Annotated in this window: 15 protein-coding genes; 9 read left to right on the forward strand and 6 right to left on the reverse strand. The window is 61.4% G+C overall.

Annotation, left to right across the window (positions count from 1 at the left end):
• Positions 1–5 precede the first annotated feature (5 nt).
• Positions 6–950 (reverse strand): carbohydrate kinase family protein, encoded by a 945-nt coding sequence (locus J2045_RS12395; RefSeq protein ID WP_307373082.1) that lies wholly within the window; start codon positions 948–950, stop codon positions 6–8.
• A gap of 242 nt (positions 951–1,192) precedes the next feature.
• Here J2045_RS12395 and recA point away from each other — a divergent pair, with 242 nt between their 5' ends.
• From recA to J2045_RS12410, 3 genes are all read left to right on the forward strand, one after another.
• Positions 1,193–2,281 carry a recombinase RecA gene (gene recA / locus J2045_RS12400; RefSeq protein WP_166599697.1) on the forward strand — a complete coding sequence of 363 codons (1,089 nt, stop codon included), beginning with the start codon at positions 1,193–1,195 and terminating at the stop codon, positions 2,279–2,281.
• A 152-nt stretch (positions 2,282–2,433) separates the two neighbouring features.
• Complete coding sequence (gene alaS, locus J2045_RS12405; protein WP_307373083.1) at positions 2,434–5,091, forward strand: alanine--tRNA ligase; 2,658 nt, start codon at positions 2,434–2,436, stop codon at positions 5,089–5,091.
• A gap of 213 nt (positions 5,092–5,304) precedes the next feature.
• Complete coding sequence (locus J2045_RS12410; protein WP_307373084.1) at positions 5,305–6,558, forward strand: GGDEF domain-containing protein; 1,254 nt, start codon at positions 5,305–5,307, stop codon at positions 6,556–6,558.
• A gap of 9 nt (positions 6,559–6,567) precedes the next feature.
• Here the strand turns inward: J2045_RS12410 and J2045_RS12415 are convergent, their stop codons facing one another.
• Complete coding sequence (locus tag J2045_RS12415) at positions 6,568–8,196, reverse strand: SulP family inorganic anion transporter (RefSeq protein ID WP_307373086.1); 1,629 nt, start codon at positions 8,194–8,196, stop codon at positions 6,568–6,570.
• A gap of 156 nt (positions 8,197–8,352) precedes the next feature.
• Between J2045_RS12415 and J2045_RS12420 the strand changes: the two genes are divergently transcribed.
• A complete protein-coding gene (locus tag J2045_RS12420) occupies positions 8,353–8,871 on the forward strand; it encodes a hypothetical protein (protein WP_307373088.1) in 519 nt (172 codons plus the stop codon).
• Positions 8,872–8,904: 33 nt separating this feature from the next.
• On the opposite strand, the gene J2045_RS12425 is transcribed toward J2045_RS12420, so the two are convergent.
• A complete protein-coding gene (locus J2045_RS12425; protein ID WP_307373089.1) occupies positions 8,905–10,119 on the reverse strand; it encodes an NADP-dependent isocitrate dehydrogenase in 1,215 nt (404 codons plus the stop codon).
• A gap of 222 nt (positions 10,120–10,341) precedes the next feature.
• Between J2045_RS12425 and J2045_RS12430 the strand changes: the two genes are divergently transcribed.
• From J2045_RS12430 to J2045_RS12450, 5 genes are all read left to right on the forward strand, one after another.
• On the forward strand, positions 10,342–10,878 hold the full coding sequence (locus J2045_RS12430) for a hypothetical protein (RefSeq protein WP_307373090.1): 537 nt from the start codon (positions 10,342–10,344) through the stop codon (positions 10,876–10,878).
• A 134-nt stretch (positions 10,879–11,012) separates the two neighbouring features.
• Positions 11,013–11,846, forward strand: a complete 834-nt coding sequence (locus J2045_RS12435) for an RNA methyltransferase (protein ID WP_307373091.1) — start codon at positions 11,013–11,015, stop codon at positions 11,844–11,846.
• Positions 11,824–12,654 carry a glutamate racemase gene (gene murI / locus J2045_RS12440; protein ID WP_307373092.1) on the forward strand — a complete coding sequence of 277 codons (831 nt, stop codon included), beginning with the start codon at positions 11,824–11,826 and terminating at the stop codon, positions 12,652–12,654. The genes J2045_RS12435 and murI overlap by 23 nt, the downstream gene beginning before the upstream one ends.
• An 873-nt stretch (positions 12,655–13,527) precedes the next feature.
• Positions 13,528–14,643 carry an MFS transporter gene (locus tag J2045_RS12445; RefSeq protein ID WP_307373094.1) on the forward strand — a complete coding sequence of 372 codons (1,116 nt, stop codon included), beginning with the start codon at positions 13,528–13,530 and terminating at the stop codon, positions 14,641–14,643.
• Between the two features lie 99 nt (positions 14,644–14,742).
• On the forward strand, positions 14,743–16,275 hold the full coding sequence (locus J2045_RS12450; RefSeq protein ID WP_307373095.1) for a helicase HerA domain-containing protein: 1,533 nt from the start codon (positions 14,743–14,745) through the stop codon (positions 16,273–16,275).
• Here the strand turns inward: J2045_RS12450 and J2045_RS12455 are convergent, their stop codons facing one another.
• The 3 genes from J2045_RS12455 to J2045_RS12465 all read right to left on the reverse strand — a co-directional run bounded on the left by J2045_RS12455 (position 16,276) and on the right by J2045_RS12465 (position 20,759).
• On the reverse strand, positions 16,276–18,474 hold the full coding sequence (locus tag J2045_RS12455) for a methyl-accepting chemotaxis protein (protein ID WP_307373096.1): 2,199 nt from the start codon (positions 18,472–18,474) through the stop codon (positions 16,276–16,278).
• Positions 18,475–18,673: 199 nt separating this feature from the next.
• Positions 18,674–19,909, reverse strand: coding sequence for a peptidase T (gene pepT, locus J2045_RS12460; RefSeq protein WP_307373097.1), 1,236 nt, complete (start codon positions 19,907–19,909; stop codon positions 18,674–18,676).
• 28 nt (positions 19,910–19,937) lie between these two features.
• The gene (locus tag J2045_RS12465; protein WP_370873102.1) at positions 19,938–20,759 is read right to left on the reverse strand and encodes a D-alanyl-D-alanine carboxypeptidase family protein; all 822 of its coding nucleotides are present in this window, start codon (positions 20,757–20,759) and stop codon (positions 19,938–19,940) included.
• Positions 20,760–20,922: the final 163 nt, after the last annotated feature.

Consider the following 20,922-nt stretch of genomic DNA (forward strand, 5'->3'; position numbering starts at 1 on the left):
GGTTCTCATGACAGGAAACGGGCCGGCGGGACAAGTGCCAACTGTCGCTTGAGCCTTTCTTCCGAGAGATTCTCGTCGGTGGCATGGGGCGAGGCGAGGGTGATGGCTGCACTGGCCGTGCCATGACGCAGCGCTTCGGCCAGCGAGGCGCCGGAAAGGCGGGCGTCCAGGAAACCGCTCGCGAAGGCATCGCCGGCGCCGGTCACGTCGGCGATCTTGTCGAGTGGCACAGGCTCGATGACTGCAACACCGTCCACATCAAAGGCTATGGTCGGGCCGCTGCCGCTCGTTACACTTGCGCCCCTCAGCCCCTTTGCCCGCAAAAGTCCGGGCCAACCTGTGGGATCAGATGGACGGCTGCCGGCAATCGCTTCGGCTTCGGCACTGTTCATGAAGAGATGGGTGAGATGGGGCAGGGCGCGCTCGAACTTCACCACCTTGGCCGGGGAGATGGCGATCGCTGAGATGTCGCGTCCGCTCGCATGGCAGTTTGATGCCAGTGTCGCCAGCGTTTCGGCGGGCAGGTTGGCATCAGTCAGCACATGTTTCGCCTCGGCAAGACTGTCGCGCATGGAGCGCGTTCTGAGCCGCCTTGCTGTGAAGGCGTCATAAAGCGCCATGTCGGCCAGCGCGATGACCAGGTTGCCGTCGCGCTCGAGGATCGCCGTGTAGCTCGGCGTGGCTCGGTCGAGGAACATTACCGGGTGATCGTCAAGGCCTGCACGCTCAGCGGCCTCGGCCACAGTGTGGCCTGCCGCGTCGCCGCCGCGCGGTGCGATCAGGCGGATCTGCCGCCCAAGGCGGGACAGATTGCAGGCGGCGTTGAAGACACCACCGCCCGCCTCCTCGAACCATTGCCCGGGATTGCTGGCTCCCGGTTTGGTATCGGTAAAAATGCGGCCGCGGCGGTCGATATGGGCGCCACCGATCGCCAGGATTTCTACTGTCATGCATCGGCTCCCAGGCTCTGCGAATGTCGAATCGAAACTGCCTTCAACTCCGTCGGACGTACCGCCAACCGTCCTCGCTCCGCCAGCGATTGACGTGGTAGAACATGTTTCGAACACTCCTGTGAAAACGATTTTGAATCAATCGTTTGATATGCTCTTGCAAAAATAGAACAAAAAGAGTACAAGCTGTCCATCGGCGGCTTCATTGCCTATGCGGCCTCAATAACCTAAAGGTGGATCGAATGGCACAGAATTCTTTGCGGCTTGTAGAGGACAAATCGGTGGATAAAAGCAAGGCATTGGAAGCGGCGCTCTCGCAGATCGAACGGTCGTTCGGCAAGGGCTCGATCATGAAGCTCGGCGCGAACGAGAGCGTGGTCGAAGTCGAGACGGTCTCGACGGGGTCGCTCAGCCTCGATATCGCGCTCGGGATCGGCGGTCTGCCGAAGGGGCGCATCATTGAAATTTACGGCCCGGAAAGCTCGGGCAAGACGACGCTGGCGCTGCAGACCATTGCCGAAGCCCAGAAGAAGGGCGGCATCTGCGCTTTCGTCGATGCTGAACACGCGCTTGATCCGGTCTATGCCCGCAAGCTCGGCGTCGATCTGCAGAACCTGCTGATTTCGCAGCCGGATACCGGGGAGCAGGCGCTCGAAATCACTGACACGCTGGTGCGCTCCGGCGCCATTGACGTGCTCGTTGTCGACTCCGTCGCGGCGCTGACACCGCGCGCCGAAATCGAAGGCGAAATGGGCGACAGCCTTCCTGGCATGCAGGCTCGCCTGATGAGTCAGGCGCTGCGCAAGCTCACCGCCTCGATCTCCAAGTCGAAGACGATGGTCATTTTCATCAACCAGATCCGCATGAAGATTGGCGTCATGTTCGGTTCGCCGGAAACGACGACGGGTGGTAACGCTTTGAAGTTCTACGCTTCCGTGCGCCTGGACATCCGCCGTATCGGTGCGGTCAAGGATCGCGAAGAGGTCGTCGGTAACCAGACCCGCGTGAAGGTGGTCAAGAACAAGATGGCGCCTCCCTTCAAGCAGGTCGAATTCGACATCATGTATGGCGAGGGTGTTTCGAAGACCGGCGAACTGGTCGATCTCGGCGTCAAGGCCGGAATTGTCGAGAAGTCGGGCGCCTGGTTCTCCTACAACAGCCAGCGCCTCGGCCAGGGACGTGAAAACGCCAAGCTCTTCCTGCGCGACAATCCTGCGGTTGCCCAGGAGATCGAGATGGCGCTGCGTCAAAATGCCGGCCTGATCGCGGAGAAATTCCTGCAGAACGGCGGCCCTGACGCCAATGATGCGGATGGTGCCGACGACGCGTAAGTTTCTCGCAAGTCTTGCGAAAGTTTGGCGGCCGCGTTTCTTTCGAGACGCGGTCGTTTTCGTTGCGGCTGCTGGACAGGGATGATGCCGGGCGATAAAAGCCATTGATTTTGCAAATTGGCCGGCTTCCCGGCCTGAATGAAGGGCGTGACATGAGCGGTGTAAACGACATCCGGTCGACTTTTCTCGATTACTTCAAGACGAACGGTCACGAGGTCGTTTCCTCCAGCCCGCTGGTGCCGCGCAATGACCCGACGCTGATGTTCACCAATGCCGGCATGGTGCAGTTCAAGAATGTCTTCACCGGTCTCGAACAGCGCCCGTATTCGACGGCTGCGACCGCGCAGAAATGCGTGCGCGCCGGTGGCAAGCACAACGACCTCGACAATGTCGGTTATACCGCGCGTCACCACACCTTCTTCGAAATGCTCGGCAACTTCTCGTTTGGCGACTATTTCAAGGAACGTGCGATCGAGCTTGCCTGGAACCTGATTACCAAGGAATTCGGGATCGACCGCAACCGCCTGCTGGTCACCGTCTATCACACGGACGACGAGGCCCACGCCCTGTGGAAGAAGATCGCCGGGCTCTCGGACGACAAGATCATCCGCATCCCGACCAGCGACAATTTCTGGGCGATGGGGGACACCGGGCCCTGCGGTCCCTGCTCGGAAATCTTCTACGATCACGGCGACCATATCTGGGGTGGCCCTCCGGGCTCGCCGGAAGAGGATGGTGACCGTTTCATCGAGATCTGGAACCTCGTCTTCATGCAATACGAGCAGGTGACGAAGGAAGAGCGCATCAACCTGCCGCGTCCGTCGATCGACACCGGCATGGGACTGGAGCGCGTTGCCGCCCTGTTGCAGGGCAAGCACGACAATTATGACATCGATCTGTTCCGCGCGCTTATCGATGCGTCCGTCGATCTGACCGGCGTCAAGGCTGAGGGCGAGCGTCGCGCAAGCCACCGCGTCATTGCCGACCACCTGCGCTCGTCTGCCTTCCTCATCGCCGACGGCGTGCTGCCGTCGAATGAAGGCCGCGGCTACGTTCTTCGCCGCATCATGCGTCGCGCCATGCGCCATGCGCAGCTTCTCGGCGCGAAGGATCCGATCATCTACAAGTTGCTGCCGGTCCTCGTACAGCAGATGGGTCGCGCCTATCCGGAACTGGTTCGTGCCGAAGCTCTGATCTCCGAGACCCTGAAACTCGAGGAGAACCGCTTCCGCAAGACACTGGAACGCGGCCTCACACTGTTGTCCGACGCCACGGCGACGCTCGATAAGGGCAACAGCCTCGACGGCGAAACCGCTTTCAAGCTCTATGACACCTATGGCTTCCCGCTCGACTTGACGCAGGACGCGCTGCGCGGCCGCGGCATCGGCGTTGATCTGACCAGCTTCAACGATGCCATGCAGCGCCAGAAGGCTGAAGCTCGTGCCAACTGGGCGGGCTCCGGCGACAAGGCGACCGAGACCGTCTGGTTCGAACTCAAGGAGAAATTCGGCGCGACCGAATTTCTCGGTTACAGTTCCGAGACGGCCGAAGGACAGGTTCTCGCCGTCGTCAAGGACGGCAAGGTCGTCGAGCAGGCGAGCGCCGGTGAAGAGGTCCAGATTGTCGTCAACCAGACGCCGTTCTACGGCGAATCGGGTGGCCAGACGGGCGATACCGGTGAGATCGTCGGTGAAGGCTATTCGCTTGCCGTGACCGACACTCAGAAGAAGGGTGAAGGCGTCTTCGTTCATGTCGCGACCGTGCAGAACGGTGTCGTGAAGGCTGGTGGTGCCGTCACGCTGAACGTCGATCACGCACGTCGCTCGCGCCTGCGCTCCAACCATTCTGCGACCCACCTCCTGCATGAGGCGCTGCGCGAGGTTCTCGGCACCCATGTGGCGCAGAAGGGGTCGCTCGTGGCGCCCGAGCGCCTGCGCTTCGACATCTCTCATCCGAAGCCGATCTCGGCAGAGGAATTGAAGGTGGTCGAAGAGATGGCCAACGAAATCATCATCCAGAATTCGCCGGTCACGACCCGTCTGATGGCCGTCGATGACGCGATTGCGGAAGGTGCCATGGCGCTGTTCGGCGAAAAATATGGCGATGAGGTGCGTGTCGTATCGATGGGCAAGGCCGTCCGTGGCGACAAGGCCGGAAAGTCCTATTCGACTGAGCTTTGCGGTGGCACGCATGTGTCGGCGACCGGCGATATCGGTCTTGTCCGCCTCGTTGGCGAAAGCGCCGTCGGTGCTGGCGTCCGCCGCATTGAGGCTCTGACCGGTGAAGCGGCGCGCGCCTATCTTGCCGAGCAGGACGAGCGCGTGAAGACGCTTGCCACCACACTCAAGGTGCAGCCGATGGATGTTGTCACTCGCGTGGAGGCGCTGGTCGAGGAACGCCGCAAGCTCGAAAAGGAACTGGCGGATGCCAGGCGCAAACTCGCCATGGGTGGTGGTGCCACCGGTGGCGCTGAGGCGCCGAAGCAGGTCAACGGTATCAATTTCATCGGTCGCATGTTGAATGGCATCGACGCTAAGGACCTCAAGGGCATGGCGGACGAGGCGAAGGCCGGTCTGGCAGCCGCCGTCGTCGTGCTGATTGCGGTTGCCGAAGACGGCAAGGCGAGTGCTGTCGTGTCCGTCACGCCTGACCTGACCGATCGCTTGAGTGCGGTGGATCTGGTGCGGATTGCCTCCACGGCACTCGGCGGCAAGGGGGGCGGCGGACGCCCCGACATGGCGCAGGCCGGTGGTCCCGATGGTGCCCAGGCCGAGGCCGCCATCGCCGCAGTCGAAGCGGCGCTGCTCTGAGGAAACTGAGGGGCCGGCAGACATGCCGGCCCTTTGCATTGCTGGCGGGTCATCCTCGCTGATGGTGTGGATCCACCCGTTTCGTTCGGGGTCGGAAACCAGTGTCGTCGCGGTTGACTCCGAGCTTCTTGTTAGCATGTCGGCATTTACCAATCGGTTTTGTGGTTTGTTCAACCTTCGATGCCATCATCGGCCGGTCGAAAGGTTCCAGCCGTGGCCGCAATTCTTCACATACCGACGCTGACCCTGTGTCTCGCCGCCACGCTCGTCATCGTTTCGGGCTTCCTGACGTTGCTCTGGTCCTTTGATCGGACGGATCGGGCGCTTGCCCGCTGGTCGCTTGGCTTCTGGGTCGGCTGTGCCGGTCTCTGTCTGGTCAGTCTGAGGGACGTGGCGCCGTCGCTCCTGGCGCTGGGTCTGGGCAATGCGGCAAGCATCTGGAGCCTCGGTTTGATCTGGCTGGGCTGCGTCGTCTTCGAAGGGGAGGAACGGCGTGGTGCGGTTCCGTTGGCGTTGGCCGGCGGCTTCACCTGGCTTTCCCTGTTTGCCGTCCCGGCCTTCGCGAACGATCTCGCGGTTCGCCTTCTCGTCGCGTCGCTGTTCTATTCCACCTATTCCTTCTTGATCGTGCAGGTCCTGTGGAGCGGCCAGCGGCGTGAACCACTTCCAGCACGGGTGGTGGCCATTGCTGCCTTCGGGATGCACGGCCTTGCCTATGTGCTGCGCATTCCGCTTCAGTTTATCGAGCCGGTGCAACTGATCGAAGGTTATGCGCCGACCTGGTATGGGCTCATGACGTTCGGCTTCGTGGCCCAGGGGCTTATGGGGGCGCTGGCAGTGTTTGCCATGGTGCACGAGCGTACCTCGCGCCGTTACAAGCTCGCTTCGGAAATCGATTTCCTCACCTCAATCCGCAACCGCCGAGCCTTCCTCGCGGCCGTGGAGCGTGACCGCACGGTGGCCACCGGTCGTGTCGGCGGGGCAATGCTGGCACTGATCGATGCGGATCATTTCAAGGCGATCAATGACACGCATGGCCATGCCGCAGGCGACGCAGCGCTCGTGGCGCTTGCCAAGCTCTTTACCGAACGGCTCCCTCCTGGGGCGCTGGTCGGACGGCTGGGGGGCGAAGAGTTCGGCATCTATCTGCCGCAAGGGGTGGCGTCACAGCCGGTCGATCTGCTTGACGACTTGCGCCGATACATCGGCGACACCCCTATCAGTCACGACCATGGCGCGTTCCGCCTGACTGTGAGCATCGGGGCGGTATGGCTGCCGGCTGGGCGGCTCGATCTGTCCTTGGCGCTTGCAGCGGCAGACCGGGCGCTCTATGCCTCGAAGGAAGCGGGCCGTGACCGGGTCTCGTTCGAGAGCCTTGATCCGGCGCCGTCAGACCCGCCGCTGGTCTCGCATCTTGCGGAACGCATGCTTTCCAAAAGCCCGGAGCCACCGCGTTCTGCGGCTTGACCGCCGCGACTATTGCACCTCGGCCCGCGTTGCGATTTCCCGCATGGCGTCGTTGAGCGAGGCCACGAAGCGGATGCCGTGGTCGGGGATTTCCTGGTGCAACAACATCAGGCGAAGGTCAGGCCTGTCCGAGACGACATAGACTTCGACCTGTTGGTGGACGGCCTTGCGGATCACGCCTGCCAGGAGGTTTATGCCCGAGGTGTCGATGAAATGGATGCCGGAGCAGTCGAGCACGAGGTTGCGATGGTCATGGCCGATGCGATCCAATACGGCGCTAGCGGCGGCGACTGCGCCGAAGAAAAATGCGCCGTCGAGCCGGTAGGTCACTGTTGCCGTATCGGTGGTGTCCAGCGGTAGCTCGCTCCTTTCCGGCGTGACACGGATGCTCTTCGACATGTGGTGGATGAACTGCAAGGCGGCGAGCGAGAAGCCGACGACGATCCCCTCGGTCAGATCCCGGAAGACGACGAGCAGGAAGGTGACGGCGAGGATCAGGGTTTCTGCGCGCGACGAGCGGACCAATGCGGCGATTGCGGACTTCTCGATCATGTTCCAGGACACGACTGCCAGCACGCCGGCAAGGGCTGCAAGCGGGATATAGGCGGCCAGGGGCGCTGCGACCAGCATGAAGGCAAGCAGGAAGGCCGAGTGCAGCATGCCCGAGACGGGGCTCGTCGCACCTGCCCGGACATTGGTTGCCGTACGCGCGATTGTTCCGGTCACGCAGATGCCGCCGAAGAGGGCCGAGGCGATGTTGGCGGTCCCCTGCGCCACCAGCTCCGTGTTGGAGCGATGGCGACGGCCCGTCATGCCATCAGCGACGACGGCGGACAGCAGCGATTCGATCGCACCGAGCAATGCGAAGGCAATCGCATCCGGGAGGACGGCGAGGGCCAGCTCCAGAGATATCACTGGGAGGGCTGGCATCGGCAGGCCGGAGGGGATGCCGCCGAATTTCGAGCCGATGGTCGAGACGGGAAGCGCCAGCGTTGCTGATAGGGCAGAGGCCGCGATGACGGCGATCAGCAGTCCCGGCCAGGCGGGGCGGTAGCGTCGCAGCAGGAGAATGATTGCTACCGTGAGGGCGGCGATGGCTGTCGCGGGCGGCGAAAGTCCTGGTAAGGCTGCGGCGATTGCCGGCAGCTTCTCTGCGAGCGGCCCCGGTTCTCCGTTCGGAAAGCTGAGGCCGAGGAGTTCACCGATCTGGCTTGCGAAGATGATCACCGCAATGCCGGCGGTGAAGCCGATGGTCACCGGATAGGGTATGAACTTGATGTAGTCGCCGAGCCGGAGCAGGCCGCAGGCGATCAGGATCAGACCGGCCATCGCCGTTGCCAGCAACAGGCCGTCGATGCCGTGGCGGGCAACGGTTGCACTCACAAGAACGATAAAGGCGCCGGCCGGGCCGCCGATCTGATGACGGCTGCCACCGAGCAGGGACACGAGGAAGCCGCCGATGATCGCAGTATAGAGCCCCCGGTCGGGCGTGACCCCGGAGGCGATGGCGATCGCCATCGACAGAGGCAGCGCGACGATCGCAACCGTGAGACCGGCAAGTGCGTCGGCCCGGAACCGGGCGATGCCATAACCCTCCCGGAAAACGCTGACGGTCTTCGGCAGAATGGGCTCGCTCATGGCGTCGTCTTCATCGTGTCGTGCATGACGGCTCCCCCGCCGTTTCCCCAGCACATTGGACCCTGAGTCCCGATGTTTGACAACACGGCGAAAGCATGATGCCGCTACGGTCTGCCCTCTGGTGAAGGCCCCAGATTTTCCGTATGTCCATGCGCCATGAAAACAGAGACAAGTTATCCGACCCTCGCCATCTATCCGCGCCGCGGCGCGTCCGTCCTGTGGGCCTGCACTGCCGCGATCTTGATGTCCGTGGCGGTGGGCGGGTTGCTCGCCAGCCTGCTCGGCGGAGATTGGGGCTCGCTTATGGTCCTCGTCTATCTGCTGCTTCTCGCGGCTGCCCTGTTCGGCCTGCGCAAGGGCTGGCTGGGCCTCGTGCGGGCCATGCGGCCCGTGGTCGAACTCAATACGGAAGAACTCGTCGATCTGAGGACCGACCGGCGGATCGCCTGGGCCTCGATCGTCGATCTTGCCCAACGTCGGGTCAATGGTCGCTGGGTGATCGCCATCGAGCACCTCGACGAGGATGATCCGAACCGCCTGGACCGTTACGACCTGCCGCTCTCCGGCTACAGCATCTCCGGACGCCGTCTGGGGGCGGAGATCCGCAAGCGCTTTGCGGATGTGGATACCGGCGACGCACTTCCCGATACAGAAAACCCGGCCACGTTGCCGTGACCGGGTTCTGAAATTTCAGGCTTTGGCTGCCGATCAGGCGGCCATGGCCTTCTTCAGGTTTTCGTCGACCTTGTCGAGGAAGGCGGTCGTCGACAGCCACGGCTGATCCGGGCCGATGAGCAGCGCCAGGTCCTTGGTCATGAAGCCGGCTTCGACGGTGTCGATGCAAACCTTCTCGAGCGTCGTTGCGAAGTTGGCCAGCTCGGCATTGTCGTCGAGCTTGGCGCGGTGGGCGAGGCCACGGGTCCAGGCGAAGATCGAAGCGATCGAGTTGGTCGAGGTTTCCTGACCCTTCTGGTGCTGGCGGTAGTGGCGCGTAACCGTGCCGTGGGCGGCTTCGGCTTCAACCGTGCGGCCATCCGGAGACAAGAGAACCGAGGTCATCAGGCCGAGCGAGCCGAAGCCCTGGGCGACCGTGTCGGACTGTACGTCGCCGTCATAGTTCTTGCAGGCCCAGACGTAGCCGCCGGACCACTTCAATGCAGAAGCGACCATGTCGTCGATCAGGCGATGTTCGTAGACGATGCCGATTTCGTCGAACTTCGCCTTGAACTCGGCCTGGTACACTTCTTCGAAGATATCCTTGAAGCGGCCGTCATAGGCCTTGAGGATGGTGTTCTTGGTCGACAGGTAGACCGGCCACTTGCGCATCAGGCCGTACATCATCGAGGCGCGGGCAAATTCGCGGATCGATTCGTCGAGGTTGTACATGGCGAGAGCCACGCCGGCGCCCGGTGCGTTGTAGACTTCCTTCTCGATCACTTCGCCGTCTTCGCCGACGAACTTGATGGTCAGCTTGCCCTTGCCGGGGAACTTGAAGTCGGTTGCCTTGTACTGGTCGCCGAAGGCGTGACGGCCGACAACGATCGGCTTGGTCCAGCCGGGAACGAGGCGCGGAACGTTCTTGCAGATGATCGGCTCGCGGAAGATGACGCCGCCGAGGATGTTGCGGATCGTGCCGTTCGGGCTCTTCCACATTTCCTTGAGGTTGAATTCCTTCACGCGGGCTTCATCCGGGGTGATCGTCGCGCACTTGATGCCGACGCCGTGTTTCTTGATGGCGTGGGCGGCGTCGATGGTCACCTGGTCGTTGGTGGCGTCGCGGTTCTCGACTGAGAGGTCGTAGTATTCGATGTCGAGATCCAGGTAGGGCAGGATCAGCTTGTCCTTGATGAACTGCCAGATGATGCGGGTCATCTCGTCGCCGTCGAGATCGACCACCGGGTTGGCTACCTTGATCTTGGTCATGAATATCCTCACGAGTTTTTGCCTGACGCGCAGGCGCGGGGAGGGCGCTCTGCCGATGGCCTGCCTATAACATTCTCTCGTTACAAGGCAAACAGGAGAGGGTGTCTTCTGGTAAATTCTAGGTTCAGACTTTCGGTGTGCGTTTTGCCCCAAACTTGGTTGCGGGAGACGCCCGATTTGCGGCTAAAAGCAAAGTGTCCATCAGATCCATCGGAGTCTCCCATGAAGCCCCTGTCTGCAGCCTTCGTCCTTGGCCTGTTTTTCGTGTCGGTCGCGCCGAGTGCCGCGACAGCCGACATAAAGGCACCGGTCCGGGAAATCATCGAGGCGGCGGCACGCAGCTGGGACAATACGATCGACGAGCCGGCCGAAGACGTCTTCAGCGTGGATCGGTTGGAGCGACTGTTCAGCGAGGATTTCGTTCGGGCATTCGAGGCGGCATCGAAGAACCCGCCTTTCGACCCGCCGGAAGGCGAGACCACCGGCTATCCCTTCGACTACGACCCGATTGCCCAGGGGCAGGATGGTTGCCCTTTCGAGAATATCCATTTTGAGGATGACGGAGAGGGGCAGGTGACCGCGTTTTTCAACAATCGCCGTTGCATGGGCGAAGGCCCTGACTACGACGTCCAAACGATCCTGATCTTCGATGTGATTGACGAGGACGGTCGGACGGTCATCGACGATTTCTATCCCGTTGTCGATGGGCAGAATGGCTCCTCGATCAAGCAGGAATTGAAGGCGCAAGGCGGGCTCTGATCTTCGGGGCGCTGTTTGCGCTCCCGTATTCAACGCCTCGGACTGTGTTTCAACGGGTACCTTGCCGGTGCAACCCCTTTGCGCCCTGACGATTTTATGCCAATGGGTGGCCCACACTCATACAAGGGCAGATCATGGCAGGGACGAACAGCGAGCGCATCATGCTGGCCGAAGGGCCGGCAATCATTCTGGTTGAGCCGCAACTCGGCGAAAACATCGGCATGGTGGCGCGCGCCATGGCCAATTTTGGCCTCGCTGAGCTGCGTCTCGTCAATCCGCGCGACGGCTGGCCTTCCGACAAGGCTCGTTCCGCCGCTGCCAAGGCCGATCACGTCATTGATGGCACCGTTGTCTTCGAGACGCTCGAAGAAGCCGTTGCTGATCTCAACTTCGTCTATGCGACGACTGCCCGCCAGCGCGACGGCTTCAAGCCGGTGCGATCGCCGGTGACGGCAGCCGAGACGCTGCGGACCAAATTCCGCAGCGGAGAGACGACCGGAATCATGTTCGGACGCGAAAAGTCGGGTCTCTCGAACGAGGAAGTGGCACTTGCCGACGAGATTGTCACCTTTCCGGTCAATCCTGCCTTTGCCTCGCTGAATATTGCCCAGGCCGTTCTGCTCATGTCCTATGAGTGGATGAAATCCGGCTTGGAGGATGTGCATGTCGTGCCATTCGACGCGCCGGAACAGCCGGCAGCCACCAAGGAACAGGTCATCGGCCTCTTCGAACATCTGGAAGAAGCGCTTGACGCGCGCAACTACTTCCATCCAGCCCACAAAAAGCCCAGGATGATAGAGAACCTGCGGGCCGTGTTCAGCAGACGTGCTTTCACCGGTCCGGAGATCCATGTGGTCCGCGGTGTGATCAGTTCGCTCGACCGTTTTGCACGCCCGGGCCAGAGGCCGCCTGCGGCGAAGACCGAGAGCGAGGCGCAGGCCACAGATGACGACGAACGGGACGCCTGATCTCAAACCGATCCTGGTCTTTGATTCCGGGATCGGCGGCCTCACCGTCTTGCGCGAGGCACGGCTCCTGATGCCGGAACGCGGCTTCATTTATGTCGCCGACGATGCCGGCTTTCCCTATGGCGGATGGGAAGAAGAACCGCTGAAGGCGCGTATCGTCAGGCTCTTCGAAGATCTTCTGAAACGCTATGATCCAGAGGCTGTGATCGTCGCCTGCAACACCGCGTTCACGCTTGCCGGCGCCGAGCTCCGGCAGAGTTTCCCGCAGATGCGCTTCATTGGCACCGTCCCAGCAATCAAGCCGGCGGCGGAGCGGACGCGGTCAGGTCTCGTCTCGGTGCTCGCGACGCCCGGTACAGTCAAGCGCGCCTACACGCGCGACCTCATCCAGTCCTTTGCGTCGCAATGCCATGTACGCCTTGTCGGCTCGGAAAATCTTGCCCGGATGGCCGAGGCCTATATCCGTGGCGAGACGCTGGACGATTCTGCCGTGTTGGCGGAGATCGCGCCGTGTTTCGTCGAGAAGGATGGGGCGAGGACGGACATCGTCGTGCTGGCCTGCACCCATTATCCCTTCCTTGCCAATGTCTTTCGCAAGCTCGCCCCGTGGCCGGTCGACTGGCTGGATCCGGCGGAAGCCATCGCGCGCCAGGCCCGTCGTCTCGTGCCGCTGGTCGAAGGGGCAGAGCATCCGGACGAGTTCGATTTCGCCGTCTTCACCTCGGGAAGCCCTGACTTCGCGACCCGGCGGTTATTGCAGGGCATGGGGCTGTCTGCGACGCTGCCGCAAGAGCCGTTGTCGTTCTGATCGGTGATTTCGCCCGGACGGGTCATGGCCGCCAATCTGCGCCAGCCGCGTTGCTGGCCATTCATCTGCCCTGCGTCAATTTGTTGCATATCTGCAACGGCTCGCCGTAAGTTCTGCAATCTCGAATTGCGTGCTTGCCGGCGGTGTTTTCCCATGGCATGGTCCTCGCATCCGCAACTCAAGCAACAGGAGGCCAAAAATGACTCATTTTACCATGCGCATGCGCCTCTCTGGCGGATCGGTTTCCCGAAGCTATGTAGGTCCATGCCTCATTCTTCGCACCACGCGATGACTGTCTGAACAGTCGTTTTTCCTGCCTTTTCTGGCGTTTTCAACCATATTGACGTGACTTGCCGTCGGCGCGTCTGATCGCGTTCGGTCGCTTGCGTCACGTCGCTTTTCATCACCGAAAGGACCTGGGCGCTTGCGCGTTCCGGGGCGGACAAGTCATGCAAGAAAATCAATCTATAGTTGAAAATCCGCTGGCGAAGCGGATGGATGAGCTTCTGGAGCGTTTCGGCTCGTGGCGTCTCTTTGCTGCGTTTGTTGCGGCCGCATGGCGGCAAAGGCGGGCCAGAAATCTCGTCTCGGACCTCTCTCCGCAGATGCGGCGAGACATCGGTCTGCCCGAAGACGAAGAGTGGAGGAGACCGAGAAGCCTCTCCCTCTGGGATTTCCGCGTCTGAGGAAAGGAAGAACGGTTCGGGTGGCCGTGGCCGGTGGAATCGTTCTTCCCTTTTCTCGCGCAAGCAGACCACTCGGCGCGGTGGTCTGCTTCCCAAATCGACGGTGCTGGCCGACAGTCGGGATCATTGGTGATTCCCTCCCGCCTTGACAGGTTTCAGCCACCCCATGTCTCCGAAGTTCATCATCATGGCTGCGTTCTTTCTGCAGCCGGTCGCGTTCGGTAGTTGGCTGCCACAGATTCCGGGCGTGCAGGAACGGCTCGATCTCGGCCCGGTCGAGCTTGCTCTGGCGCTTCTGGGTCTGCCGACAGGCATTCTGCTGATGCTTCCCTTTGCAGGCCATCTGGTGGGGCGCATTGGCAGCCGCAATACGCTGATCTTCGGCTTTCCGGTTTTCCTCACGCTCGTGCCCTTGCCCGTGGCGGCTGCCGATCTCGTTTCGCTCTTCCTGCTTCTCGCATTGCTCGGAATCGGCCTGTCGACCATTGAACTGGGCCTCAATGTCGAGGCGGATGTGATCGAGAAACGCGGTACTGTGTCGATCATGAACCGTTGTCATGGTTTCTGGAGCCTCGGCATCATGACAGGCAGTCTGATTGGTGCGGGTTTCCTGGCATTGGAGACTTCGCCCCTGCTTGCGATCGGTTTGCTGTGCATGCTTCTGGTGCCGATTACGGTGATTGTCTGCCGAATGCTGCCGCGGCATGAGGCTCCGGTCGCCGAGGCCGAGGCTCGACCATCCTGGAGGTTGCCAAGCCCCGCCATTCTCGGCATCAGTCTGTTCGTCTTCGGCATTACGATGACCGAAGGAGCGGTTGCCGACTGGTCTGCGGTCTATCTCAAGGATGTGTTTGCCACTGCGGGCATGGCGACCGGTATGGGGTATGTGGTCTTTGCCATGATGGTGTCGTTGGGGCGTTTCCTTGGCGATGCTGCCAAGGAACGCTTCGGGGCCGTTGTTCTGGCGCGACTTTGTCTCGGTTCTGCGCTTGGCGGCATGCTGCTTGTCGTCATGGCACCGGTTTCGGCGATCGTCTATCTCGGCCTTGCTTGCGTCGGGCTCGGCGTGTCCGTGGGGTTCCCGCTCGCCGTAACCGCTTCCGCCGATCTCGGGGATCGTCCGGCAGCCGAGAACGTCGCGATTCTGAGCTTCATTGCGCTGTTCGGCTTTCTGGTCGGGCCACCGATGATCGGTTTCGTGGCGGAGCTTGCGGGACTTCGCAGTGGGCTTGCCACGCTTCTGCCGCCGCTGATATTCAGCATGCTGCTCGCCGGTCTCTTGCGTCGGCGACGCAGTGTCTGAAAGCCGCACTTCCCTGTGGGTTTCGCGGATGTAATGCACACGGTTGCCGACAACTCTGTTAGTGACAAAAGATCAACGCATGATTTGAGGATGCCGTCATTGAAGGTCGGAATCGATATGGGAACGGTGCAGGGCGGTCAGCCTGCCAAGCTCGATATCGAGGAGCTTCTCGCGACCCGTCTGCTCGTGCAGGGCAATTCCGGCTCGGGCAAGTCGCATCTGCTGCGCCGCCTCCTCGAACAATCTGCCCAGTGGGTGCAGCAGGTCATCATCGATCCTGAAGGCGACTTCGTCACGCTCTCCGACAAGTATGGCCATGTCGTCGTCGATGGCGAGCGTACCGAGGCGGAGCTTGCCGGTATCGCTGACCGTATCCGCCGTCACCGGGTTTCCTGCGTGCTGACGCTCGAAGGTCTCGATGTGGAGCAGCAGATGCGTGCCGCCGGTGCCTTCCTCAATGGTCTCTTCGATGCGGACCGCGAATTCTGGTATCCGGTGCTTGTTGTCGTCGACGAAGCGCAGATGTTTGCGCCCGCCGTCGGCGGTGACGTCTCGGAAGATGCGCGCAAGATGTCGCTGGGTGCCATGACCAACCTGATGTGTCGTGGCCGTAAGCGCGGGCTTGCCGGTGTGATCGCGACGCAGCGTCTGGCAAAGCTTGCCAAGAACGTTGCAGCGGAAGCCTCCAACTTCCTGATGGGTCGAACCTTTCTCGATATCGACATGGCGCGTGCGGCCGACCTGCTCGGCATGGATCGCCGTCAGGCAGAGATGTTCCGCGATCTGCAGCGCGGTAATTTCGTGGCGCTGGGCCCTGCCATGTCGCGCCGCCCGCTGCCGATTGTCATCGGTGCCGTGGAAACCTCGGCGCGTTCGTCTTCGCCCATGCTGATGCCGCTGCCGGATGCGCCTCAGGATGTCGAGGACCTGATCTTCACGCCGGACCCGGAAGAATTCACCCGGCCGATCGTGCGCCGCGCGCCGCCGGCGCCGCGTCCGACAACCGATATTTTGGCCGAGCTCTCGCGTTCGACACCGGCGTCCATGGTGCCTGCGCCGAGCGAATCGCCGATGCGGGGCGCGGAGATGTCGGCCGAGGAGCGTGAGGACCGCCTGTCCGCCGTGCTTGCCGAAATCCTCGGCGACCCGCAGGCCGCCTATCGGACCGACAGCGTGCTCTATCAGGAATTCCTCGTGCGCGCCCGCATGCGCCGCGTTTCCGGCCCGCCGATGCCGATGGGCGAGTTCCGCCGCCGGGTGGCGATTACGCGGGCCGGGGTCGATGAAGAGACGGCCGCAAGCGAGGGATGGCAGACGGCGCTGTCGCTTTCGGTTCGCGTCTCCGACGATCTTCAGGGCGTGTTCCTGCTGCTCGCCAAGGCAGCGCTGCGTAGCGAGGAATGCCCGTCCGACCAGCGCATCGCGCGCGCCTATGGCACGCATTCGGCCCGTCGCGCCCGCCGTCTACTCGGCTATTTCGAGGAGCAGGGTCTGGTGGTTGTTCATACCGACTTTGCCGGCAAGCGCATCGTCGCCTTCCCGGATCTGGAGGTGCAAACCGCACCCGGCGCCCCGGATGCGACCGATGATGAGCCTGTGGCCTCCGTGGTTGATCAGCACGCGGCAGAATGATCAGGCCGCGCGACGCATCCGCGCCTGTTGCGGCAGGATGAAGCGGCGCACCAGCGTCTGAAGACGGTCCGATTCGTTTGCCAGCGAACCGACGGAGGCGGTGGTTTCCTCAACCATGGCGGCGTTGCGCTGGGTTGTTTGATCCAACTCGTTGATGGCGGAATTGACTTCGGCGAGCCCGGTGAACTGCTCGCGCGACGAGGTGGAGATCGATTCCATGTGCTCGTTCATCTGGCCGATATAGTTGGAGATCTCGGTCAGGGAATTGCCCGTCTGACGGACAAGGTCCACACCCTCGCCAATCTGCTTGCCGGAGGTGGTGATCAGCGCCTTGATTTCCTTCGCCGCATTGGCTGAGCGCTGGGCCAGTTCTCGCACTTCCTGCGCGACCACCGCAAAGCCCTTGCCCGCTTCGCCGGCGCGTGCTGCCTCGACGCCGGCATTGAGCGCAAGCAGGTTTGTCTGGAAGGCGATCTCGTCGATCACGCCGATAATGCTCGAGATCTTGGAGGAGCTAGCCTCAATTGCCTTCATGGCGTCTTCCGCCCTGTTGACGATGACGCCGGAGCGGCTGGCGTCGTCATTGGCGTCGCGCGCAACACGGCGGGCTTCTTCCGTGAGTTTAGACGCATTCTTGACGTTGGTGGTAATCTGCTCAATCGCGGCGGCGGTTTGCTCCAAGGCAGTTGCCTGTTGCTCGGTGCGCTTGGAAAGGTCGTTCGCACCCTCATTGATCGAATTGGCGCCTTCATCAATGGAGGTGACGCCTTCAATGATGGCGACCAAGGTCTCAGCCAATTGCGCAACAGAATGGTTGAAGTCGTGGCGCAGCGCTTCGAAATCCGGTGCGAAGGGCTCTGTCAGGCTGAAGGCCAGATCGCCCGAGGACAGGCGTTTCAGACCTGCGGCGAGGCCTGAAGTGGCAATGCGAAGCTTCTCGGCTGCTTCCGACTCTGCCAGTGCCTGAGCGCGCTGGCGCTCCTGCTCCATCCGTTCGCGCGCGTCTCCCGCTTCCTTCTCCAGTTGCTGATTGCGAAGGGCAGCCTGCTGGAACACGGCGATGGAGCCTGCCATCGCACCGATCTCATCCTGTCGCTGCGTGAAGGGTATCGTAACGCCGTAATCGCCTGCTGCGAGCCGGTTCATAACGGTCGTCATGGTTGAAATCGGGGCGATGAAGCGGGTTGCCGCGATGGCGGCGAGTGCCATGGCCACGAGGGCCACGATGGCGCCGAACATCAACATCTTGTTTCTGGCGTCGCGGGAGGCCACGACCATATCTGCACTTGGGGCAGACAGCATCAGTGTCCATTGCTCATCAAGCCCCGGAAAGCTGATCTTGACGGCGGCGTGGTAGATGCCGTTCTCATCCGTGATATCTGCTACATTGGCTGCCGATGCCTTCTGCCCCAGGCCGAGGAAGGTGCTGTCGTTTGCAGATTTTGCCAGCAGTGATTTGTCGGTATGCGCAAGCCACAGGCCGGATGCATCGGCCAGATAGACCGATCCTGTGCCAAAGGGCTTCAATTCTCCTACCCGGCGCGAAATGTCGCTCAGGTTAAAGTCAGTGCCGGCAAGACCGATCAACTCGTTGCCCCGTCGAATTGGCGAGGTAATCGTGGTGATCATCATCTCGACATTTTCAATCAGGTCCGTATAGGCCGGCGTAATCAGCGGTTTGCCCGCTTTCATCGGTTCCTGGTACCAAATTTTCGCCGCCTTGTCGGCCATATCCAGCTTTTCGATTTCGACGCCTTGTCCGCCCGTCCGGTAGAGATAGGTGGCGAAACGACCGCTGTGCAGCTCGGCATTGGGGTGATCGACGAATTTTTCGTCCTCTCCGTCCAGCTTTTCCGGTTCGAAGACGAGGCTCACACCGAGCAAACCTTTTTCCGCATTGATGGCGCGATCGAGAATATCGCCAAGCAGGTCGCGGTTCGGTTTATCCGTCGCAGCCACCGCTTCCGCGGCCTGGCTCACTCCCTGCAAGACCGCCGAGGTGCGGGAGATATCGGCGCGGATGTCATTGGCATATTGCAGCAGAAGCCCGCGGGCAGATTTTTCGGCTTCCTGCCTCATTGCGCTTTCCATGAAGGCGGCGCCAACGAGCGCAACGGCTGTCAAGCCGAGGGTGAAGCCAACCACAGCCAGAACCGTGAAGCGGCCGCGCAACGAGCGAAACAGATAGTCCAAAATCATTAATCTCATCCCGACGAAGAATGCCATTCAGCAATAGGTTCTTCTTTGGGTAGTGAGAAAAGATTGAGAATAAGTCAAAATCACTTCCAGTTCTTGGAAGTGCTGTGCGCATGCATTGCCTTATAAATTATATATTAGAAAAATATTATTTCGCTTCTGATCTGAAGGAGAGGCGCTCTTTTCCGAGGCGCCTTTGCTTTCAGGCTGCCCGCTCTTCCCAGACCTTGACCAGCGCCACGATCGTCTCGACGGCCTTTTCCATGTCCTGCACGCTCACCCATTCGAGTGGCGAGTGATAGGCATGGCCGCCGGTATAGATGTTGGGGCAGGGCAGGCCCATGAAGGACAGCCGTGAGCCGTCCGTGCCGCCGCGAATGCTGTGGCGCACGGGTTCCAGTCCGACACGGCGGACGGCTTCTTCGAGATTGTCCATGATCTCCGGATGACGATCGAGGACTTGCCGCATGTTGCGGTACTGGTGCTTCACCGTGAAGGTATGGCTCGAATCCGGATAGGTCGCCATGACCTCGCGGGTGATCTTTTCCAGCAGGTCTTCCTTCTCCTTCAGGCCGGCTTCGGTGAAGTCTCTGACAATGAGCTGGAGTTTGGCACTGTCCATGCTGCCTGACATGTCGACCGGATGGATGAAACCCTCACGGCCCTCGGTGGTCTCCGGTGCAATGTCGCGGGGCAGGCGGGCGACGATGTCGCTCACCGCCTTGATGGCGTTCTCCATCTTGCCCTTGGCATAACCCGGATGCATGGCGACACCGGTGATTTCGATAACAACGCCATCGGCTGAGAAGGTCTCGTTCTCGATCTCGCCGACGGTCGAGCCGTCGAGGGTATAGGCGAAGCGGGCGCCGAGCTTTGCGAGATCCACCTTGTCGGCGCCGCGACCGATTTCCTCGTCCGTCGTGAAGAGGATCTTGATCGTGCCGTGCTTGATCTGAGGGTTCGCCATCAGATGGGCGGCGGCCGTCATGATTTCCGCCACGCCGGCCTTGTCGTCTGCGCCAAGCAGTGTGGTGCCGTCCGTGGTGACGATGTCGTTGCCGATCTGGTTGTTCAGCTGCGGATGGGAGGCGACGCGGATCACCTGGCTCGTGTCACCGGTCAGCGTGATGTCGCCGCCCTGGTAGTTGCGCACCATCTGCGGCTTGACGTTCGTGCCCGTGAAATCGGGTGCCGTATCCATGTGGCTGCAGAAGCAGATGACCGGAACTTGCCTGTCCGTGTTGGACGGTATCGTCGCATAGACATTGCCATGTTCGTCGAGATGGGCGTCGGAGAGCCCGAGCGCCAGGAGTTCGGCAACGAGGACGCGTCCGAGATCCTTCTGCTTTTCCGTCGAAGGCTGCGTATCGGAGGCCGGATCGGACTGCGTGTCGATGACGACGTAACGGAGGAAGCGGTCGAGAACGGTGTCGGTCATGGCAAAGCCTTTCCTGGTCTGCCTCAGATCACTGGCTGACCTTTGTGCCGAAATGACGGTCGAAGAGGGTGATCATTTCCTGCGTGCGGGCATTGCCGCTGTCGGCGCCGAGCACCACGCCGATCAGGCGGCGGTTGCCATTGCTGGCTGACGTCACGATGTTGTAGCCCGAGGCCTTGGTGTAGCCGGTCTTGATGCCCTCGGCGCCGGGATACTGCACCAGGAAGGCGTTGTGTCCACGAAACTTCATGCTGCGGAAGGTCATGCCGCGCGAGGCGAACAGCTTGTATTCCTCGGGGAAGTCGCGCAGCAGCGCCAGACCGAGGCGCGCCATGTCAGTGGCGGTCGTCACCTGGCGCGGATCGGGCAAGCCCGACGGGTTGGTGAAGACGGTGCTCGTCATGCCGAGATCGCGGGCCTTCGATGTCATCATCTGACCAAAGGCTTCCTCGGAGCCGGCCAGTTCCTCGGCGACGGCGGTTGCCGCGTCATTGGTCGACAGCACGACCATGCCCATCACGGCTTCCTGGACGCTGATCGTGTTGCCGGCACCGATCGCGAACTTGTAGGGCTCCTTGTCATTCGCATTCTGGGAGATGGTGAGCCGCTGGTCCCAGGTGAAGCGTCCCGAATGCAGCGCCTCGAAGGTCAGGTAGAGCGTCATCATCTTCGTCAGCGACGCCGGGTAGAGCACCATGTCGGGGTTCTCCGCCTCAAGGACCGCGCCGGTCCCGGCATCCACAAGGATATGGGCGTGACCCGGCTTCTTATCTTCCGCTGTTGCAGGAGTGATGGCTGTAAGAAGGCAGGCGAGGGCGAGAACGGGCAGGCGGAGAGCGCGATTCATCATGAAGGGCGACGGCTTCTTTCATTGAGGATGACCCGGGATAGCGGACTTGTCGGCTTCTGTCAGCCTTTGCAGGCCATCTCAGGTGTTTTTCCGCTGGAGAATGAGGGGGATTGGCTCTATTTTCTGGTCGTGAGTGTGCGATCACACCGGCCCGTGTTGACAT

The organism is Peteryoungia aggregata LMG 23059 (assembly GCF_030814435.1).
GTDB classification, from domain to species: Bacteria; Pseudomonadota; Alphaproteobacteria; order Rhizobiales; family Rhizobiaceae; genus Allorhizobium; species Allorhizobium aggregatum.